General features: G+C 57.7%; 13 protein-coding genes. 4 read left to right on the plus strand and 9 right to left on the minus strand.

Features of this window, described 5'->3' with window-relative positions:
* Positions 1-67 precede the first annotated feature (67 nt).
* The 4 genes from HM1_RS14760 to HM1_RS12140 all read right to left on the minus strand — a co-directional run bounded on the left by HM1_RS14760 (position 68) and on the right by HM1_RS12140 (position 5,117).
* Complete coding sequence (locus HM1_RS14760) at positions 68-1,894, minus strand: solute symporter family protein (RefSeq protein WP_012283677.1); 1,827 nt, start codon at positions 1,892-1,894, stop codon at positions 68-70.
* On the minus strand, positions 1,891-2,244 hold the full coding sequence (locus tag HM1_RS12130; RefSeq protein ID WP_012283678.1) for a DUF485 domain-containing protein: 354 nt from the start codon (positions 2,242-2,244) through the stop codon (positions 1,891-1,893). Before HM1_RS12130 ends, HM1_RS14760 begins: the two co-directional genes overlap by 4 nt.
* Positions 2,245-2,668: 424 nt before the next feature.
* The gene (locus HM1_RS12135; RefSeq protein ID WP_012283679.1) at positions 2,669-3,385 is read right to left on the minus strand and encodes a LytR/AlgR family response regulator transcription factor; all 717 of its coding nucleotides are present in this window, start codon (positions 3,383-3,385) and stop codon (positions 2,669-2,671) included.
* The gene (locus tag HM1_RS12140) at positions 3,366-5,117 is read right to left on the minus strand and encodes a histidine kinase (RefSeq protein ID WP_012283680.1); all 1,752 of its coding nucleotides are present in this window, start codon (positions 5,115-5,117) and stop codon (positions 3,366-3,368) included. Before HM1_RS12140 ends, HM1_RS12135 begins: the two co-directional genes overlap by 20 nt.
* Before the next feature lie 291 nt (positions 5,118-5,408).
* Between HM1_RS12140 and HM1_RS16400 the strand changes: the two genes are divergently transcribed.
* Both HM1_RS16400 and HM1_RS16405 read left to right on the plus strand, forming a co-directional pair.
* The gene (locus HM1_RS16400; RefSeq protein ID WP_012283683.1) at positions 5,409-5,531 is read left to right on the plus strand and encodes a hypothetical protein; all 123 of its coding nucleotides are present in this window, start codon (positions 5,409-5,411) and stop codon (positions 5,529-5,531) included.
* A gap of 40 nt (positions 5,532-5,571) precedes the next feature.
* Positions 5,572-5,703, plus strand: a complete 132-nt coding sequence (locus tag HM1_RS16405; RefSeq protein ID WP_012283684.1) for a hypothetical protein — start codon at positions 5,572-5,574, stop codon at positions 5,701-5,703.
* A 99-nt stretch (positions 5,704-5,802) separates the two neighbouring features.
* Here HM1_RS16405 and HM1_RS12145 read toward each other — a convergent pair whose 3' ends face one another.
* The 4 genes from HM1_RS12145 to HM1_RS12160 all read right to left on the minus strand — a co-directional run bounded on the left by HM1_RS12145 (position 5,803) and on the right by HM1_RS12160 (position 10,453).
* Positions 5,803-7,188: a GntP family permease gene (locus tag HM1_RS12145; protein WP_012283685.1), complete on the minus strand. Its 1,386-nt coding sequence runs from the start codon at positions 7,186-7,188 to the stop codon at positions 5,803-5,805.
* A gap of 115 nt (positions 7,189-7,303) precedes the next feature.
* Entirely contained in the window at positions 7,304-8,305 is a 1,002-nt protein-coding gene (gene pdxA, locus HM1_RS12150; RefSeq protein ID WP_012283686.1) for a 4-hydroxythreonine-4-phosphate dehydrogenase PdxA, read from the minus strand.
* 12 nt (positions 8,306-8,317) lie between these two features.
* Positions 8,318-9,637, minus strand: a complete 1,320-nt coding sequence (gene denK, locus HM1_RS12155) for a D-erythronate kinase (protein ID WP_012283687.1) — start codon at positions 9,635-9,637, stop codon at positions 8,318-8,320.
* Positions 9,638-9,691: 54 nt separating this feature from the next.
* Positions 9,692-10,453 (minus strand): DeoR/GlpR family DNA-binding transcription regulator, encoded by a 762-nt coding sequence (locus HM1_RS12160; RefSeq protein ID WP_012283688.1) that lies wholly within the window; start codon positions 10,451-10,453, stop codon positions 9,692-9,694.
* A 518-nt stretch (positions 10,454-10,971) separates the two neighbouring features.
* Between HM1_RS12160 and HM1_RS12170 the strand changes: the two genes are divergently transcribed.
* Positions 10,972-12,237, plus strand: a complete 1,266-nt coding sequence (locus tag HM1_RS12170; RefSeq protein WP_012283689.1) for a molybdopterin molybdotransferase MoeA — start codon at positions 10,972-10,974, stop codon at positions 12,235-12,237.
* The gene (locus HM1_RS12175; protein ID WP_012283690.1) at positions 12,234-14,174 is read left to right on the plus strand and encodes a molybdopterin biosynthesis protein; all 1,941 of its coding nucleotides are present in this window, start codon (positions 12,234-12,236) and stop codon (positions 14,172-14,174) included. The genes HM1_RS12170 and HM1_RS12175 overlap by 4 nt, the downstream gene beginning before the upstream one ends.
* Before the next feature lie 86 nt (positions 14,175-14,260).
* Here HM1_RS12175 and leuS read toward each other — a convergent pair whose 3' ends face one another.
* On the minus strand, positions 14,261-16,801 hold the full coding sequence (gene leuS / locus HM1_RS12180) for a leucine--tRNA ligase (RefSeq protein ID WP_012283691.1): 2,541 nt from the start codon (positions 16,799-16,801) through the stop codon (positions 14,261-14,263).
* Positions 16,802-16,923: the final 122 nt, after the last annotated feature.

Below are 16,923 nucleotides of genomic sequence, written 5' to 3' on the forward strand. Positions count from 1 at the left end.
CGGCAGGCCGCGCTGCAAGGATTGTGCGCTGTTGCAAGTCATAGGCGGCAGAAACCCGGATTCTTCCTTACTTCTGCTCCGGCTGCAACACCATTTGCTGCATCCGACGCTCCCGGCGCTCTGCCGCGGTGCCATGGATGCGCATCCAGATCTGCTCCACATTAGCAGGCAGCTTCTTGTCAGTGATGGACACGATGAAGATGACCGCGAAGGACAGCGGAACAGTGATCAAGACCGGGAAAGTCAGGGTACCCAGGGTGGCGAAGAAGGAGTCGGGGGCGACGGCTTTCGTCTCTTTCAGGATGTTCATGACGATGAAGAAGATGGCGCCGAAGCCACCGGAAAACATGCCGGCCAGCGCGCCTTTCTCGGTCGTCTTCTTCCACCAGATGGACGCCAAAAGCGTTGGGACGAAGGCGCTGGCTGAGACGGAGAAGGCCCAGGTGACCATCATGGCGATGAGCGCCGGATAAGCCTTGTCGAGACCAGCCGCCGGGATACCAAGTCCGACCAGCAAGGAGAGGGTCGCCATGCCGACAACGGCGATCTTGCCGACGAGAACCCGTTTCCACTCCTCCGCATGGGGGTTGACGTAGTTTTCGTAGATGTCATGGCCCCAGGAAGCAGCCGAGGCCATCAGCAGACCGCCGATGGTGGAGAACATGGCGGCAAAGGCGCCGGCGGCCACATAACCGAGACCGAATTCACCGGCAAAGATCTTGCCCATGACCGGCATGACCTGGTCTGCCTTCAACAACAGCCCGTCTACAGTCAACTTCATCAATTCGGGATCTTTGGCCACCTCCGGCGGGATGATCTGACGAGCGATGGCGCCTACATACTGGCTCATCATGTAGAAGAGGGCGACGAAGCCCAACACCCAGACGGTCGTAAAGCGCGCCGACTTGCCCGAGGGGTTTGTGTAGTAGCGATTCATCACGTGGGGCAATCCAGCCGTACCGAGAACGAGTGCCAGCACCATGGAGAACTGGTCGAGGGCGCTGTAACGATGACCCGGTTCGTTGAACATCATCGCACGCTCAGGATGGAGCTTGTTCTTTTGCGGCACCAGGATGTTAACTTCAGCTGTGGGGTCACCTTTGTCCACAACCGCTTGGACCTTGGCAAACGCCTCGGGGGTCATGTTTTTCTGGTTGACATCGTAGAGCCGCTTGCCCGGTTCCCCTTCCATCAGCTTGGCGACAGTCACCTTGCCGGGGTTTAAAAGCGGTTTTTCCGAGTTCTTGGCTACCGAATCGGAGTATCCCACACCGTTGACGATACCCATGATGACAACCAGGATCATGGCGGTGAAGAGGACCCAAAACTGGATGAGCTGGTTCCATGTGGTGCCCTTCATCCCACCGAGAGCAACGTAGAGGGTCATGATCAGGACGACCACCCACACCCCAGTCGCATAAGGGCTAAGACCGAAGAGACCTTGACCGACCAGTACGTTCCAGGTGGTACCGGCGCCAACCATCTGCGGCGCCAAGTAGAAGATGGAAATCAACTGCACCATGACGACGCCGATGATCCGCGCCCGATGGCTCTGCCCGTAGCGGGCGAAGAGAAAGTCAGGTATCGTATATTCGCCAAAACGGCGAATCGGTGAAGCCATGAAGAGCACAACAGGAACGAAAGCGGCGCCGAAACCGGCAGCGAACCAAGCGCCGTCTAGACCGGAGGCATAGACGGCGGCGGCCACGCCAAGGAAAGAGGCGGCGCTGAAATAGTCGCCGCAGATGGCCGAGGCGTTGGTGAAAAAGCCAACCTTCCGCCCGGCCAGGTAAAAATCAGCCGTATTAGCTGTAGCCCGTTTCCCCATGATCGAAACGATGATCGTCGTCACGATGAGGGCGATCACCATTCCGATGGCCCAGATGTTGATCATATCGCCTTCACCGCCATCTTTTTATTTTCAGCCACCCGGCCCTCGACGCGCCGGCCCAGCAACTCATCTTCCAGTTTGTTCGCCTGCAACGTATAGGCAAGGCCGATCACAATGTAAAAAATGTGGTAGATAAAAGCTAAAACAAAATAATTAAGGGTCATGCCGCCAAAGATCGGCTTTCCGTACCAGGCGTCGGAAAAGAGACTGAGCGTCGGAATCGCCAATGTCACCAGGAAGAAGATGAAGCCATAAGTAAAACTCAGCTTCCGTTGCGCGCGGAAGATGCGTTCGACCTCTTCCGGGGTGTCAAAGTCGTCGTGGACCAGATGTTCGTCTTTTTTGCCCACCATCGGCAACCTCCTTTTTGTCTGTCATCGTTCTGCCGGAAAAGTCCGACTACCGCTCGCGAGTGCGGCTTCTGGTTTCCAGTCCACGTTCGCCGGCTGATCCGGCCATCTGTAACCTGTCATCATCGGCTGACCGGACTCGTCGGGGGTCGACCCCACCTCAGGAATCATCGACGCCGCCTCACAGGGCTTTCTAGGCCGAAGTTCGTTCCCTCCTTTCTCCTCGGGCGGCGCGTTTGGTCTTATGGTATGCTATTTTTCTGAATATTTCAAATAGTATTTTAATTTTTTGTTTAACTGGTCGATTTTCCTATCTGAAGTGCATGGGAAGCGGTTTCAACGGCAAACGGCGAAGCGCCGCTCGCCTCGCCGTTTGTATGCGCCTTTTGGCTCCCTCTCAAAAGGACTCTTTTGGGAAGGCAGGAGATTACCCGTTCAGGCGCTGCAACACATTTTTGGCAGCGGACCGGCTGACAGGAAGTTTGGTCCCGCCTATCCCCTTGAGGATGATGTTATAGGTCCCGTTCTGCCATGGCTCGATCTCGTCCACATAGTCGAGGTTGACAAGGAAGCTGCGATGGCAGCGTACGAAAGGATGACCGGACAGCTTATCCTGCAACTCCTGCATGGTCAACCGCGTCTCAAAACGTCCGCGATCACAATAAATGACCACCCGCCGTTCCTCTTTCTCGGCGTAATAGATCCGCTCCGGTTTGACGACGATCAGCTTGTCGCCCTCTTCCAGGAGGATGTTGCTGATGGGCGTCTTCGGAGGGGCCGACTCTTGCAACCGTTGCCGCGCTCGCTGCAAGGACTCAAACAATCGCTCCTCATCAACAGGTTTGAGCAGGTAGTCGAGGGCGCGCAGACCAAAAGCCTCCACGGCGTACTGTTCATAGGCCGTCGTGAAGATGATCAGCGGCGGCGCACTCGCCTCGGCCAGTTGACGGACCGCCTCGACGCCGTTTAATTCAGGCATCTCAATGTCGAGAAAGATAAGCTGCGGCTGATGTTCCTTCTGGAGGCGCAGGAGTTCCTTGCCATTGCGAGCGCTCGGGCAGAGCTCCACATCCTCCGCCTGCCTTAGGAGATACTCCAATTCCTCACGAGACAGTGGTTCGTCTTCAGCGATCATCACTTTCATCGTTCACAACCTCCTCCTTCGGTTCCGGCAGGAAGAAACGGACTTCACAACCGCCCTCAGCCAGATTCGAGAAAACCAGTTGTGATTCTCCCCCCAGCAAAGAAGTCAAACGCTGGCTCACGTTGTGGACGCCGATTCCGTTGCCCTTCTGGCTGGGTAGTTGCTGGCGAGCGATCCGGTTGAGCAAGGATTCGGGGATCCCCGACCCGTTGTCAGTAACTCGGACCTGAACGCCGTTCCCATCACGAGCGATCGACAAGACGATCGATCCGCCTTCAGAGATATCCTTCAACCCATGCTGAATGCTGTTTTCGACGAGGGGCTGAAGTGTGGAAGGCGGAATGCGGAAATTGTTCAAGCCAGGTTCCACCTCCAACCGGATTGTCAGCCGATCAGCAAAGCGAAGCTGGACAATATCGATGTACGCCCTTAAGTGGCGCAGTTCCTCTTCCAGGGAGACAAGGGGCATCTCCATCATCTTCAGGTTCATGCGCATGAAATCGGCGAGTTGAACCATCATCTTGCGCGCCAGGCTCGGGTTTGTCCGGATCAGTGACACAATGGCATTGAGCGAATTGAAGAGGAAGTGAGGGTTGATCTGGGCTTGCAGCATTCGCAGTTCAGCGTCTTTGAGCAGCAGGCTCTTTTTTTCCGTCTCTAAGAGGCTGAGCTGGTATGAGATGAGTTTGCCCAAGCCCTGGGCCAGGCCGATCTCATAGGGCCGAATATCCTGGGATCGGTAAAAATAAAGCTTGAGCAGGCCGATCACCTGACCGGAGCAGCTGAAGGGGATGACGATAGCGGCCCGAAGGATTTTGTCCAGGTAGGAGTGCTTGTAAGGTTCATGGCGGTAAACAACCTGAAGCTTACCTGTTTCAAGGGCCTTTAATGAACCTTTCGTGTGAACAAGCCGCCCCGGGGGATACTCCTCCTCGCCAATGCCCACATGGACGAGGACGGATTTGTTGTCTGTGATCGTGACGGCTAAGGTCTTCAGCTCGGTCATGAAAACCTCGGCGATGGCCCGCCCCGTATCGGCGTTCAGCCCCTGCTGAAGTTGGGATAGGGTGAACTCGCTCAGCTTGAGCGCTCTTTCCGTCTCCAGGGCCACCTCCTCTACCTCCCGCGAGACTGTGCGAAGCATCTCCATGAAGACGGCGGCGGCCAAGGCGTTTACGATAGCAGAAGGCAGCACGGTCCCTTCCAGAAAGCGTACAGGCCCATCGTCTGGATGCAAGTGGGTCACCAGGGCGCCGCCGGCCAGCAGGGTGACGAAGAAGGCCACGACGAAGGCCCATCGCCCCGACAGGAGCGATTCTCCGCTGCGCTGCACCAACCACCCTGTCAACAGACCCGTCAAAACCATTGTAATGGCGTTGATCTCCGCCGCCATTCCGCCGAGGGTAAGCAGATGCATCCCGGCAATTGCCCCGACAGCAAGTCCGACGGGCAAGCCGCCGACGAGCCCCCCGCCGATGACGCTCATCCCTGCCAAAGTGACTACCGCCTGATCGGCCTGCACAGGAGCAAGGGGCACGTTGCTCAATACAGGCGCCGACGACAAAGCAGAGCCGGCTGTGATGACGGCGCTCGCCTGGGTCCCTGCCACTGCCAGCAGCCCGAACCAGAGGATGAGATGAGCTTTCCGCTTTCCGACCAGCGGGCGCTGGATGAGGGAGCGAAAAAAGGGCAGACGGAGAAAGAGAAAGAGCACAACGAGCAGAAGTGCCACCCTTTGGAGCAGGAAAAAGCTTAGGGCGATGTTCAGGTCCTCCCCTCCCGTTCAATACTGAAGCCATGCGCTTTGACAGGCGTAACGACAAAAAGACTGATTGTTTTTCACCGTTCTGTCTTGGCTTTTTCTCCATAACGGCAGCGTCTTCCTTCTAAAGAACGCCATAGATGAGCGGTGGATGGGTTGGTATTATTTTGCAGACGTTGCCCTTTCAAAGACACCAACAGTAACCGATTCCATAGTTTGCCATAACCTGTTGGTAGAAACCACGAAAGGAGGTCGTTTCAGATGGGCGGTTCTTACGGCTTCTTCGGTTCCGGTTTTGGGGTCGTGGCCGGTCTTGTCATCGCACTGATCATCATTGGCGCCTTCTATCCCCATATCGTCGGCTTCGGTTACAGCGGCGACTAATCTTTCTTTGCCCGATTTCTGATGAAAGGGGGTTCCTTTTATGGGCAGCTCTTGCGGTTGCGGGACCGGCGGCTATTACTTCGGCAATAGCATCGTCGCCCTGGCCATCTTGATCATCATCATCGCCATCCTCGGCACAGGTTTCGGTTTCGGATACGGTTACGGCTGTTAAGACTGAGCTTCTCACGTAAGGGATCAAAAAACCCGCCTGCTGCGCAACAGGCGGGTTTTCTAGTTCGGTCGTTCCGATTCATTTTCCTTCGCTGCTCGGTCAACCGAAGAGGGCATTGGCGATCAGCAGCGTCGCCAACGACGTGACCCAGGCGATGGTCGTCGGGACGGACCAAACTTTCAACTGCTCCTTCGTGTCTTCGATACCGAGCATGCGGTTAACAACCCAGTACAAGCTGTCATTGAAATAGGAGAAGACGAAGGCGCCCATAGAGGCCGATTGGGCCGCAAAAACCGGGTTGACGCCAAGATTCGCCAGGATCGGGGCGCTGATAGAGGCGGCGGTGATCATGGCCACAGTGCCGCTGCCCTGGATCAGGCGCACCAAGGTGGCGATGACGAAGGGGAGCAAGATGGCCGGCAACGCCGTTCCGGCGATCAGTTTGGCCAGATAATCGCCGGCGCCGCTGTCGCGGAGGACCTGACCGAGGGCGCCGCCACCGCCGGTGACGAGGATGATGATGCCAGCCGAGGTGACACCTTCCTCCATACGCTTGAGCACATCTTTTTTGTCATCCTTGCCGGCAAGACCGTAAATGGAGATGAGCAGTGCGATAGCCGTAGCGATGATGGGGGTTCCCAGAAAGATGAAGGTCTCGGCGATGGGGCCAGTCGCTTTCATGGCCGATAGGACCGTGTTAGCTAGAATCAGCAGAACCGGAACGACGATGGGCGCAAAAGAGATGGTAGCCGAGGGAAGCTTTTTCTGTTCTTTTGATTGCATCCAGTCGTCGTAGGCCGCCTGGATTTGGGGACGTTCCCAGCCCATGCCTGTTTCGTCGGGCAGTTGGTAGATGCGTTTGCCCAGCCACTTGGCGTAAAGGACACCGGTGATCAGGACAGGGATGGCGAAAAGGATCCCCCACAGGATCATGGCGCCCAGATCGGCTTTGAAGATACCGGCGGTGCCGAGGGGACCCGGTGTAGGCGGGACAAGATGGTGAGTGGCGACGAGGCCGACAGCCAAGGCGACACCAAGGGAGACAGCCGATTTTTTTGTTTTCCGGGATAAGGCTTTGACGAGGGGCATGAGGATGACAAAGCCGGAGTCGACAAAAATGGGGATGGAGACGACGTACCCAGTCAAGGCCAACGCCCATTCCTCTTTTCTCTTACCGAGGTACTTGAGGAAGGTGTAAGCCATTTTCTCAGCAGCGCCAGAAACCTCTAAGATGCGTCCCATCATGACGCCAAAGCCGATGACGATGCCGATGCTCCCCAGCGTGCTGCCAAAACCGTTGGAAATCGACTTGGCCACAGCTGGCGTGGCCATCCCGCCGACGATGCCGGTGACAGAAGCGGCGATGATCAGCGCGAGAAAAGCATGGACCTTGGTGCGCAAAACGAAAAAAATGAGCAAAAAGACGCCGAGAGCGAGCCCAATGAGCATTTGGGAACCTGATACAGTGGCGGCTGCAGGTTGCATGATGTTGCGCCTCCTTTTTTGAAAAAGTGGTGATTAGTGCACTATTCGGCATGAAATCTCCCGGAGTTTCCTCCCCCAACGTGTTGGGGAGGATACGTTCCTATTCATCTAACTGCTAGTAGCGGCGGAAGCTGGGAGCGTACCGGACAGCCAGCTTAATGGCTTCTTCCATACTGACGCTGCTCGCTTTGCCGGAGCCGGCGATGTCGAAGGCGGTGCCGTGATCGACGGAGGTCCGCAGGAAGGGCAGTCCGTTCGTAACAGCGACGGTTCGTTCGAAATCGACCATTTTGGTGGCGATATGACCCTGGTCATGATAGAGGGAAAGGATGGCGTCATAGGCGCCCTTGAGGCCGAAATAAAAGACCGAGTCGGCTGGGACAGGACCGACGACATTGATGCCTCGCTCACGGGCGGCAGCGATGGCCGGCGCGATCTGCTCGTCCTCCTCATCACCGAAGAGGCCATGTTCCCCGCTGTGGGGATTGAGGCCGGCGACGGCGAATTTGGGGCTGTCCACTCCGAGACGCCGAAGAGCCTCGGTACAACGAACGAGGTAGTCAAGGGCGCGTTCGGTCGTAACCATGTCGCAAGCTTTGCGCAGCGAAACGTGGCGGCTCAGGAAAAAGACGCGCAGTTCGAAGACTTGGAACATGGTCAAGGGATCGTTGGCGCCGGACAGGTGGCCGAGGATCTCTGTGTGACCGATATGGGGGATGCCAGCGGCTTTCAGGGCTTCTTTGTTGATGGGGGTCGTGGCGATAGCGTCCACCTGGCCGGCCATAGCCAGTGACACCGACTTTTCGATGCATTCGTAGGCAGCGTTGCCTGCCATGGCTTGGACAGCGCCCATTTTTAGTTGTTTCAATTCAACGTTGGCCAGATCGATGAGGTCGATAACGCCGGGCTCGAATTTTCCCATCGCTGGCTCGGTGACGGTGTGCACCGCCAGTTCTAGACCGCAAAAGGCCATTGCTTGACGGAGGACACCGGCGTCACCGATGACGAGCGGACGGGCGATCCTGTACATCTCTTCGTTGGCCAAGGCCTTGACGACGATTTCCGGACCGACACCGGCAGGGTCGCCCATGGGGATCGCTATGATCGGTCGTTGCATAAGACTCTCTCCTTACTCGGCTGGATAGGTTTCATTAGAGATCTTCGTCAACAGATAATCGACACAGGTGCAGGCGGCGTCGCTGTTGCCCACCAATCCTCCCTTGGTGATGATCGGCGTCTGATGGAAAGCGCCGCCGATGAGCCTCCCATAAGCGGCCAAGGGGACAACTTCATCTTTGACCTCGACGCCACTCGCCGCCAAGGCTTGGCAGACGGCGACGGTCACATCGCCGCCGCTGGTGTATAAACCTCCCACCTCCCCGTGGCTGACTTGGAGGACCCGGCGAGCTATCGCAGCCAAACCGTCAGCGATGCGCGAGGCGATCTCTTCTTCGCTGATCATGTATGCCAAGGCGACCGAAGCGAGATCGAGGACTTGTCCCGCCTCTTCAACGGTGCGCACGCCAAGCACCTGGTGATCATCGAGGTGGTCCAGCACTTCGCCGGAGACCCGCTCGATCTCCTCAGCGTTGCGCCAAGGGTCGATCAAGGCATGGACATCGACGGTGGTAAAACAGGTGGAGTAGGCGTTTTCGACAGCTTTCAACTGCTGGCGTGTTAAAGCAGTGACGCTGCCGACCACCATCAGCACCTTCTTCCCTCTCCCCTGCTTGGGCTTTGGCAGCACATAAGCGGCGAGCGCTTCCGTGAAAGGGCCGGGATCGACGGCGACGACGGAGAGTCCTGAGAGGTAAGCCCCGTGGGCGATGGTGTCCAGATCCTTTTGGGTGGCGGCGTCCATGACGACGATACGCTTGCCCGCCTCTTTTTGCGCTCCGAGGGCTTCCATCACGGCAGTGCTGCCCTGCAATACTGTGGCCAAGGGGATAAATCCCACAGAATGCTTCGACTGGGCGGCGACGATATCGGCGACAAGGGTCTGATGGACAGGCGTCTTTGGATCACGGGCCACATCGGTCTGTTCGAGGGGAATCGAGTGGACGAGGAGGTAGCCGCCGACGGTGATCCTCCCGGAAGTCGGAAAGGCGGCGACGACTACAGCCAGGCTGTCCGGCCCGAGCACATCCAGCATGGCGTCTATCTCCGGCCCGAGATTTCCGCGCAAGGTGCTGTCGATGCGTTTCGTAAACAAGCCCGGTTTGTTTCCCAACATTGCCCTGGCGGCTTCCGCCACGCGACGGTAGGCCTCCTCGGGAGCCACGGCTCGGCTGTCGGTCGTGATGGAGATGACATCAAAGCGATTGCCGTTTTCGAGCGGATCCTGCGGGAGTTGCAAAAAAGTGGCCGTCTTGTAGCCCTTGCGGGCTAGGAGGACACCAGTGGCATTAGCCCCGGTCAGATCGTCGGCGATGATGACCACGTTGCTCATAGACATCCTTCTTTCGAGGTTGAAATGATTCGTCTGGTAAAAATCGACCTGTTCTCAGACAACACGCGTCTCTAGACCCAGTTCCTGCAACTGGCGGACCATGTCCGTCGCTAAGCCGTCATCGGTGATCAACAGGTCCACCTCTTCCAAACGCGCGATCTGACAAAAAGCCTTGTTGCCAAATTTGCTGTGGTCGGCCACAAGCACTACCTGTTCCGCCACGGCCATCATGCGCCGCTTGATCTGCGCCTTCTCCATGACAGGTGTTGTAATCCCCCAAACGACATCAATGGAAGAGGCGGCCAAAAAGGTGATGTCGACGCGGATGCTCTCCATAAATTGCAGTGTCGGCGGTCCGATCAGGCTGCCTAGGTTCTTCTGCACCCGACCGCCGGTGCAGTAGAGGGTGACGCCATCCACATCAAAGAGTTCCAAGGCGATCTTGAGGTCATTGGTGATCACCGTCAGGTCGGAGAAGCCTTTCAATTGCCGCGCGATCTCCAAGGTGGTCGTTCCGGCGTCGAGGAGGATGACCTGCCCTTCTCGGATGAGTGATAGCGCCTCAGCGGCAATGCGGCGCTTGGCTTCCCGATGAGCCGCCTGCTTCGTCTGGTAGGTGGTCTCCTGCAGCAGGCTCCCCACCGGAAGTGCTCCGCCATGAGTCCGCTCGACCAGCCCCTGCCGTTCCAGCAAATTCAGGTCACGACGAACCGTCATCGGCGATACGCCCAGCTCGGTCGCCAACGGCTCAATCTCAACCTTCTCCTCTTTTTTGATGATTTCAAGAATGCGCTTACGTCGTTCAGCAGGTAACATCGTTCACCCTCTCTTCTGACGGGTCGAATACTCGACTCTTCCGGTTCAACCCGAGAGCCAAAGGAATGCTATCACAAGCTTCAATGATGATATATTCTGTTAGTTTTTGTGTTTTCCTGCACGTTTTTGAAAAGTTTATTGATTTTTTTGTTCGAACCTTTTGCCCTTACATCGCCAGATCACAATCGCTTCGTCACTCAGCCCGCTGGCTTCCACCTTCCCCCTTCCAATCGGCGACATACATCTGATCGAGATAGGGAGTGCTTCCAAGCACCTGAAAGGCGTTGACGAATATCCCCCGCTCGTTCAGGATGGAGTAAGCCGTCCGCTACAGTTCTTGTTTCTCGAGATCGGTCAGGTGATGGACCACGGAAAGTAGAGCGAGCAACGACCCATCGCCGCTTGCCGACAAAGCGAACGATGAGAGCAGGGATCGCACCGATTTTCTCGAAATTAACAACATCATTTATCATTGACGACTTAGCCATGCAACCCTGCACAGAAAAGAGGAATCGACTGTGGATTTTTTCCATTGCATCTCCTTACTAGAAGCGCAAGACATGATCGTCAAAGAACTGACCGGCAGCGTCGTCGCTCTTGAACAAGTCCCTCTCGTGGATGCCTTGGGGCGAGTGGCGGCAGAGGATGTTGTATCCGCCGAGAACCTCCCCCCGTTCAGCCGTTCAACCGTCGACGGTTTTGCCGTGCGCAGCGCCGATACCTTCGGTGCTAGTGAGGCGGCGCCTTCGCTGTTCACCGTCGTAGGCGAGGTGCTCATGGGGAAATCGACCGGCATTGAATTAGCCCCCGGACAAGCGGCGGCAATCCCGACAGGGGGCATGCTGCCGGTCGGCGCCGATGCTGTGGTGATGCTCGAGTATGCCGAGCAACCGGATCCCCATTCCCTGCTGATCGCCAAGATGATCGCCCCAAGGGAAAATGTAATCGTCAGCGGCGAAGACATCGCCTTCGGTTCGATTCTCCTCCATAGAGGACAAATAATCACACCGGCTCACATCGGCGTCCTCGCCGCAAGCGGCGTCACCCATGTGCCGGTGCGCCAACCTGTGAAAGTCGCCATTATTTCCACCGGTGACGAGCTGGTCGATATCGATATGCCTGTCAAGGCGGGACAAATCCGTGATGTCAACTCCTACGCCTTGGGCGCCCTGTTCACCAAATGGGGCTGCCGGGTATCACCCATGGGCATCGTCCGGGACAGTTATGAAAAATTCTACTGCGCCTTGCTCGAGGCGGTAAAGACTTGCCAGATGGTGGTCATCTCCGGCGGCAGTTCCGTGGGCGCCCGTGATTTCACCGTCAAGGCCATCGACGGTCTCGGCGCTCCCGGTGTGCTCTTTCACGGCATCGCCATCAAACCGGGAAAGCCGACCATCTTTGGCATGGTCGACAGGACGCCCATCTTCGGATTGCCGGGACATCCCGTGGCAGCGATGACCGTCAGTGAGCAGTTGGTCAAGCCTGCTGTACGCCTTCTCTCCGGCCAAAAGGAGATCTTTGCGCGACGGAGCGTCCCGGCCCGTCTCACCCGCAACGTAGCCTCCTCCCCCGGCCGGGACGATTTTGTCGGCGTCCGGTTGAACAGGCAGGCAGATGGCGGCTATCAGGCGGCGCCGATTTTCGGCAAGTCGGGCCTGATCCGGCTGATGGCCGAATCAGACGGCATCATGCACATCCCCTCCGACAAGAGCGGTGTATATGAAGGGGAAACGGTCGAGATTCTCCTGCTCAACGATGCTGATGAAGGAGGCCGGCCTGAGTGAAGAACAAAGCATACCTGAACTGCCTGCCGCGTGATGAAGCGCAGTCGATGTGGCGAAAAAGCCTGAGTGAAAGGGGCTATTTCGATCGTCTGCCTGTGGAAAGCCTACCGGTTACGGCAGCGCTGGGACGTGTCACTGCCAGCACCGTCTACGCAAAGCAATCGGTGCCTCATTACAACGGGTCGGCCATGGATGGCATCGCCGTCTATGCCCCAGATACCTTCGGCGCCCAGGAGACGGCCCCGAAGAAGTTGACTTTATTGCCGCCTTCCAGCCCCTTCACCCCGGGGGGCTGCTATGTTGTCGATACGGGCGATGCGATGCCGGCTGGTACGAACGCCGTGATCATGATCGAAGATGTCCATATCGCCGGGGGCATGGCAGAGATCATCGCCGCCGCCGCTCCCTGGCAGCATGTGCGGATCATCGGCGAAGATATTGTGACCGGTGAATTGGTCATCCCGGAACACCATGTCATCGCGCCGGTGGATATTGCCGCCTTGCTGGCTACCGGGTTGGAAAGGTTGGATGTGGTAAAAAAACCGAAGGTCGCCGTGATTCCCACCGGCGATGAGCTCGTAGCGACCCGAGAGGAACTGCAACCAGGCTCCATCCTGGATGTCAATTCCCACATGCTCGCGGCAGCGGTGACCGAATGGGGCGGCGAGCCCATCCGGAAGCCCATCGTCAAAGACAACCGTGAGGCTATCGAGCAAGCCCTGTTGGAGAGCTTGGCCGAGAGCGATATGGTGATCATCAATGCGGGCACATCAGCCGGCCGGGAAGATTACACCGCCCATGTTCTGGGCGCCATCGGCGAAGTCCTCGTCCACGGCATCGCCATCAAACCGGGCAAGCCGGTCGTCCTGGCCATCTGTCAGGGCAAGCCGGTGATCGGTTTGCCCGGTTATCCCGTCTCGGCCATGCTGACGGCGGAACTGTTCGTTCGGGACATCCTCCTGGCCAGGCAAAAACTGCCTTCGCAGGAGCCGCCTCAGGTGGAGGTAACCCTGGCAAAGGCGGTTACGTCAACGCTCGGCATGGAGGAGTATATCCGCGTCTCCATCGGCGATGTGCAGGGCAAGCGGATCGCCGCTCCCCTGAGCCGAGGCGCCGGAATGATCTCGTCGCTGACCAAGGCGCAAGGCGTCATTCGCGTCGACGGCGGCAGCACCGGCCTCCCTGCCGGCTTTTCTATGCCGGTCACATTGTTGCGCAAGCACAAGCCGGCCCGGACCATCCTATCTGTCGGCAGCCACGATCTGGCCCTGGAACTGCTGGGCCTGCACCTGCGGCGGCAGTTGAAAAATGTCGCCCTCTCCTGCGCCAACGTAGGCAGCATGGGCGGCATCATGGCCATACGCAACAAGGAAGCCCATATCGCCGGCATCCACCTGCTGGACGAGCATTCGGGCCGTTACAACGTCCCATTCGTGAAAAAGTATTTACCCGATCTAAAGGGCTGTCTCGTCCATCTCGCCATGCGCGAGCAGGGCTTGATCGTCTCACCGGGCAACCCGAAGGGCATTCGCGAATTACGTGACTTGGTTCGGCCGGAAGTCACCTACATCAACCGACAGCGCGGTTCGGGAACGCGGATGCTTCTTGATTACGAACTCGGCAAAGCAGGAATCACCCCTGCCGCCATTGCCGGCTACGATAAAGAGGTGGGTACTCATATGGCAGTGGCCGCCTCCGTCGCCGCCGGCACAGCCGATGCCGGCCTCGGCGTGCGGGCAGCAGCACAGGCGCTGGCATTGGATTTTGTCCCGATCGCTCATGAACAATATGACCTGCTGTTAAACTTCGCACCGGACGACGATTGCCTGCAGGCGATCATCGTTAGCTTGCGGTCAGAAGATTTCCGCCGGGAGGTAGAGCACCTCGGTGGCTATGATCTTCGCAATGCCGGCAAAATAATATCGGTTGACGGCTAAAGCAAATATCGGTTGAACTTCAAAATAGGCGGCACACAGTCGATGGAGGGATTAAAAAAGCCTCGGATGGCCCGAGGCTTTGCTCATTACTTCACCACAATATTCACCAATTTATTCGGCACCGTAATCAGCTTCACCACACTCTTCCCAGCGATCAGGGCCTGCACCTTGTCCATCTCCAGCACCTTCGCCTTGATCGCCTCACCGTCCAAGCCGTTGGCCACTCGCAGCTTTTCGCGCACCTTGCCGTTGATCTGGACGACCACTTCCACTTCGTCCCGAACGAGGGCTTGTTCGTCATAGGTTGGCCAGGGCTGTTTGTAGACCGATTCACCGCCACCGATGACCTGCCACAGCTCTTCGCAGATGTGCGGGGCGAAGGGAGCCAGGACGAGGACGAGGCGGGCCAGGGCATCTTTGACAAGAGGGATGTTCTGCTGTTCGGCGGGAACCTTGTCCTTGTACTGATAGAAGTAATTGACCATCTCCATGATCGCTGAGACGGCCGTGTTAAAGTTGAAGCGCTGACCGATGTCTTCGGTGACTTTTTTCACGGTATAGTGGGCCACCCGGACGAGTTCGCGGTCATCGCTGTTCAGGCTAAAGAGGTTATCGCCCTTTGACCCATTAGGTTGCCCTTTTCCATACCCCACCATCGTCCCCGGCACGCTGGCGATCTGATCGCTGTAGGCATAGACGAGCCGCCAGAGGCGGTGCAGGAAACGGTGGGCGCCTTCGACGCCGCGGTCGCTCCACTCGAGGTCGCGCTCGGGCGGGGCAGCGAAGAGGATGAAGAGGCGGGCCGTGTCGGCGCCGTATTTGGCGATGATCTCTTCGGGGCTGACGGTGTTGCCTTTCGATTTGGACATCTTGGAACCGCCCATGAGGACCATGCCCTGGGTGAGCAGGTTTTCAAAGGGCTCTTCGACCTTGACCAGTTTCAGGTCGTAGAGGACTTTGGTGAAAAAGCGGGCGTACATGAGGTGCAAAATCGCGTGTTCGACGCCGCCGATATACTGGTCCACGTTCATCCAGTAGTCCACGTCCTCTTGTAAGAAGGCGTGGTCTTTGTCTTTCGGCGTGCAGTAGCGCAGGAAATACCAACTGGAGCAGACGAAGGTGTCCATCGTGTCTGTCTCGCGCCGGCCTTTGCCGCCGCATCGGGGGCAGGTGCACTCGTAGAAATCGGGCCGGCTGGTCAGGGGTGATTCTCCGGAAGGGGTAAAGGCCACGTCGGTGGGCAGCATGACCGGAAGCTGCTCGTCGGGGACGGCTACTTCGCCGCATTTTTCGCAATAGATGACGGGGATCGGCGCGCCCCAGTAGCGCTGGCGCGAGATCAGCCAGTCGCGCAGGCGGTAGTTCACCTTGCGGACGCCCTTGCCCTCCCGCTCCAGCTTGTCAGCGATGACGTCGAGGGCTTGCGTGTTGATCAGGCCATCGAACTCGCCTGAGTTGACCAGGCGGCCTTCCCCTTCATAGGCGTGGTCCATCTCCTCTACGTCCAGGTCGGGCAGGCCTTCAGGCTGGATGACCACTTTCATAGGGATATTGTATTTGGTGGCGAACTCAAAGTCGCGCTGATCATGGGCCGGCACGCCCATGACGGCGCCGGTGCCGTAGTCGACGAGGACGTAGTTGGCCAGGTAGACGGCCACCTTTTCGCCGGTCAGCGGGTTGATGCAGTAGTGGCCGGTGAAGATGCCCTCTTTTTCCGTGTCGTTCGCTGTGCGGTCTATCTCGCTCTGACTGAGGACCTTTTTAATGAAGGCGCGCAGCTCCGCCTCGCGGGGGTTGCCGCTCACCAAGGCTTCTACGGCTGGATGCTCCGGCGCCAGCACCATGTAGGTGACGCCGAAGATGGTGTCCTGGCGGGTCGTGTAGACGGTCAGCTTGTCCACGCCGCCGACGGGGTTTTCCAGGGCAAAGTCGGCCTCGACGCCTTCGGAGCGGCCGATCCAGTTTTCCTGCATCGTCTTGACCTTGTCGGGCCAGCCGGGCAGTTTGTTCAAATCGTCCAAGAGGCGCTGGGCGTAGTCGGTGATGCGGAAGAACCACTGCTCCAGAGCTTTTTTCTCAACGGTGGCGTCGCAGCGCTCGCAGAGGCCGTCGACGACCTGCTCGTTGGCGAGGACGGTGGCACAGTCGGGGCACCAGTTGACGTTGGCTTTTTTCTTATAGGCCAGGCCGGCCTTGTAAAGCTGCAAGAAGAGCCACTGGGTCCATTTGTAGTAGTCGGGGTGGCAGGTGGCCACTTCCCGCTCCCAATCGTAGGAGATGCCCATGGACTGGAGCTGGCGACGCATGTTGGCGATGTTGCTCCAGGTCCAGTCGGCAGGGGGCACCTTGTGCTTGATGGCGGCGTTTTCAGCGGGCAGGCCGAAGGCGTCCCAGCCCATGGGGTGCAGCACGTTGTAGCCCTGCATCGTTTTGAAGCGGGCGACAACGTCGCCGATGGAGTAGACGCGCACATGGCCCATGTGCAGGTTACCCGAGGGGTAAGGGAACATCTCCAGGCAGTAGTATTTGGGCCGGCCTTCCTCCTGCTGGAGGCGGAACATGCCTGTGTCCGCCCAGTATTTTTGCCATTTTTTCTCGATCTGCTGGTAGTCGTAGCGCTCTTGCATGAGTGTGGACTCCTCCCAAAAGAATATCGATCGCTTTTTTATCCCTGTTTTTCTGGAAAAAAGGAAAACCTTCCCGCCCGTCATGGGACGAAAAGGTTCTTTCCGCGTTACCACCCAAGTTG

This window comes from Heliomicrobium modesticaldum Ice1, from assembly GCF_000019165.1.
GTDB classification, from domain to species: Bacteria; Bacillota; Desulfitobacteriia; order Heliobacteriales; family Heliobacteriaceae; genus Heliomicrobium; species Heliomicrobium modesticaldum.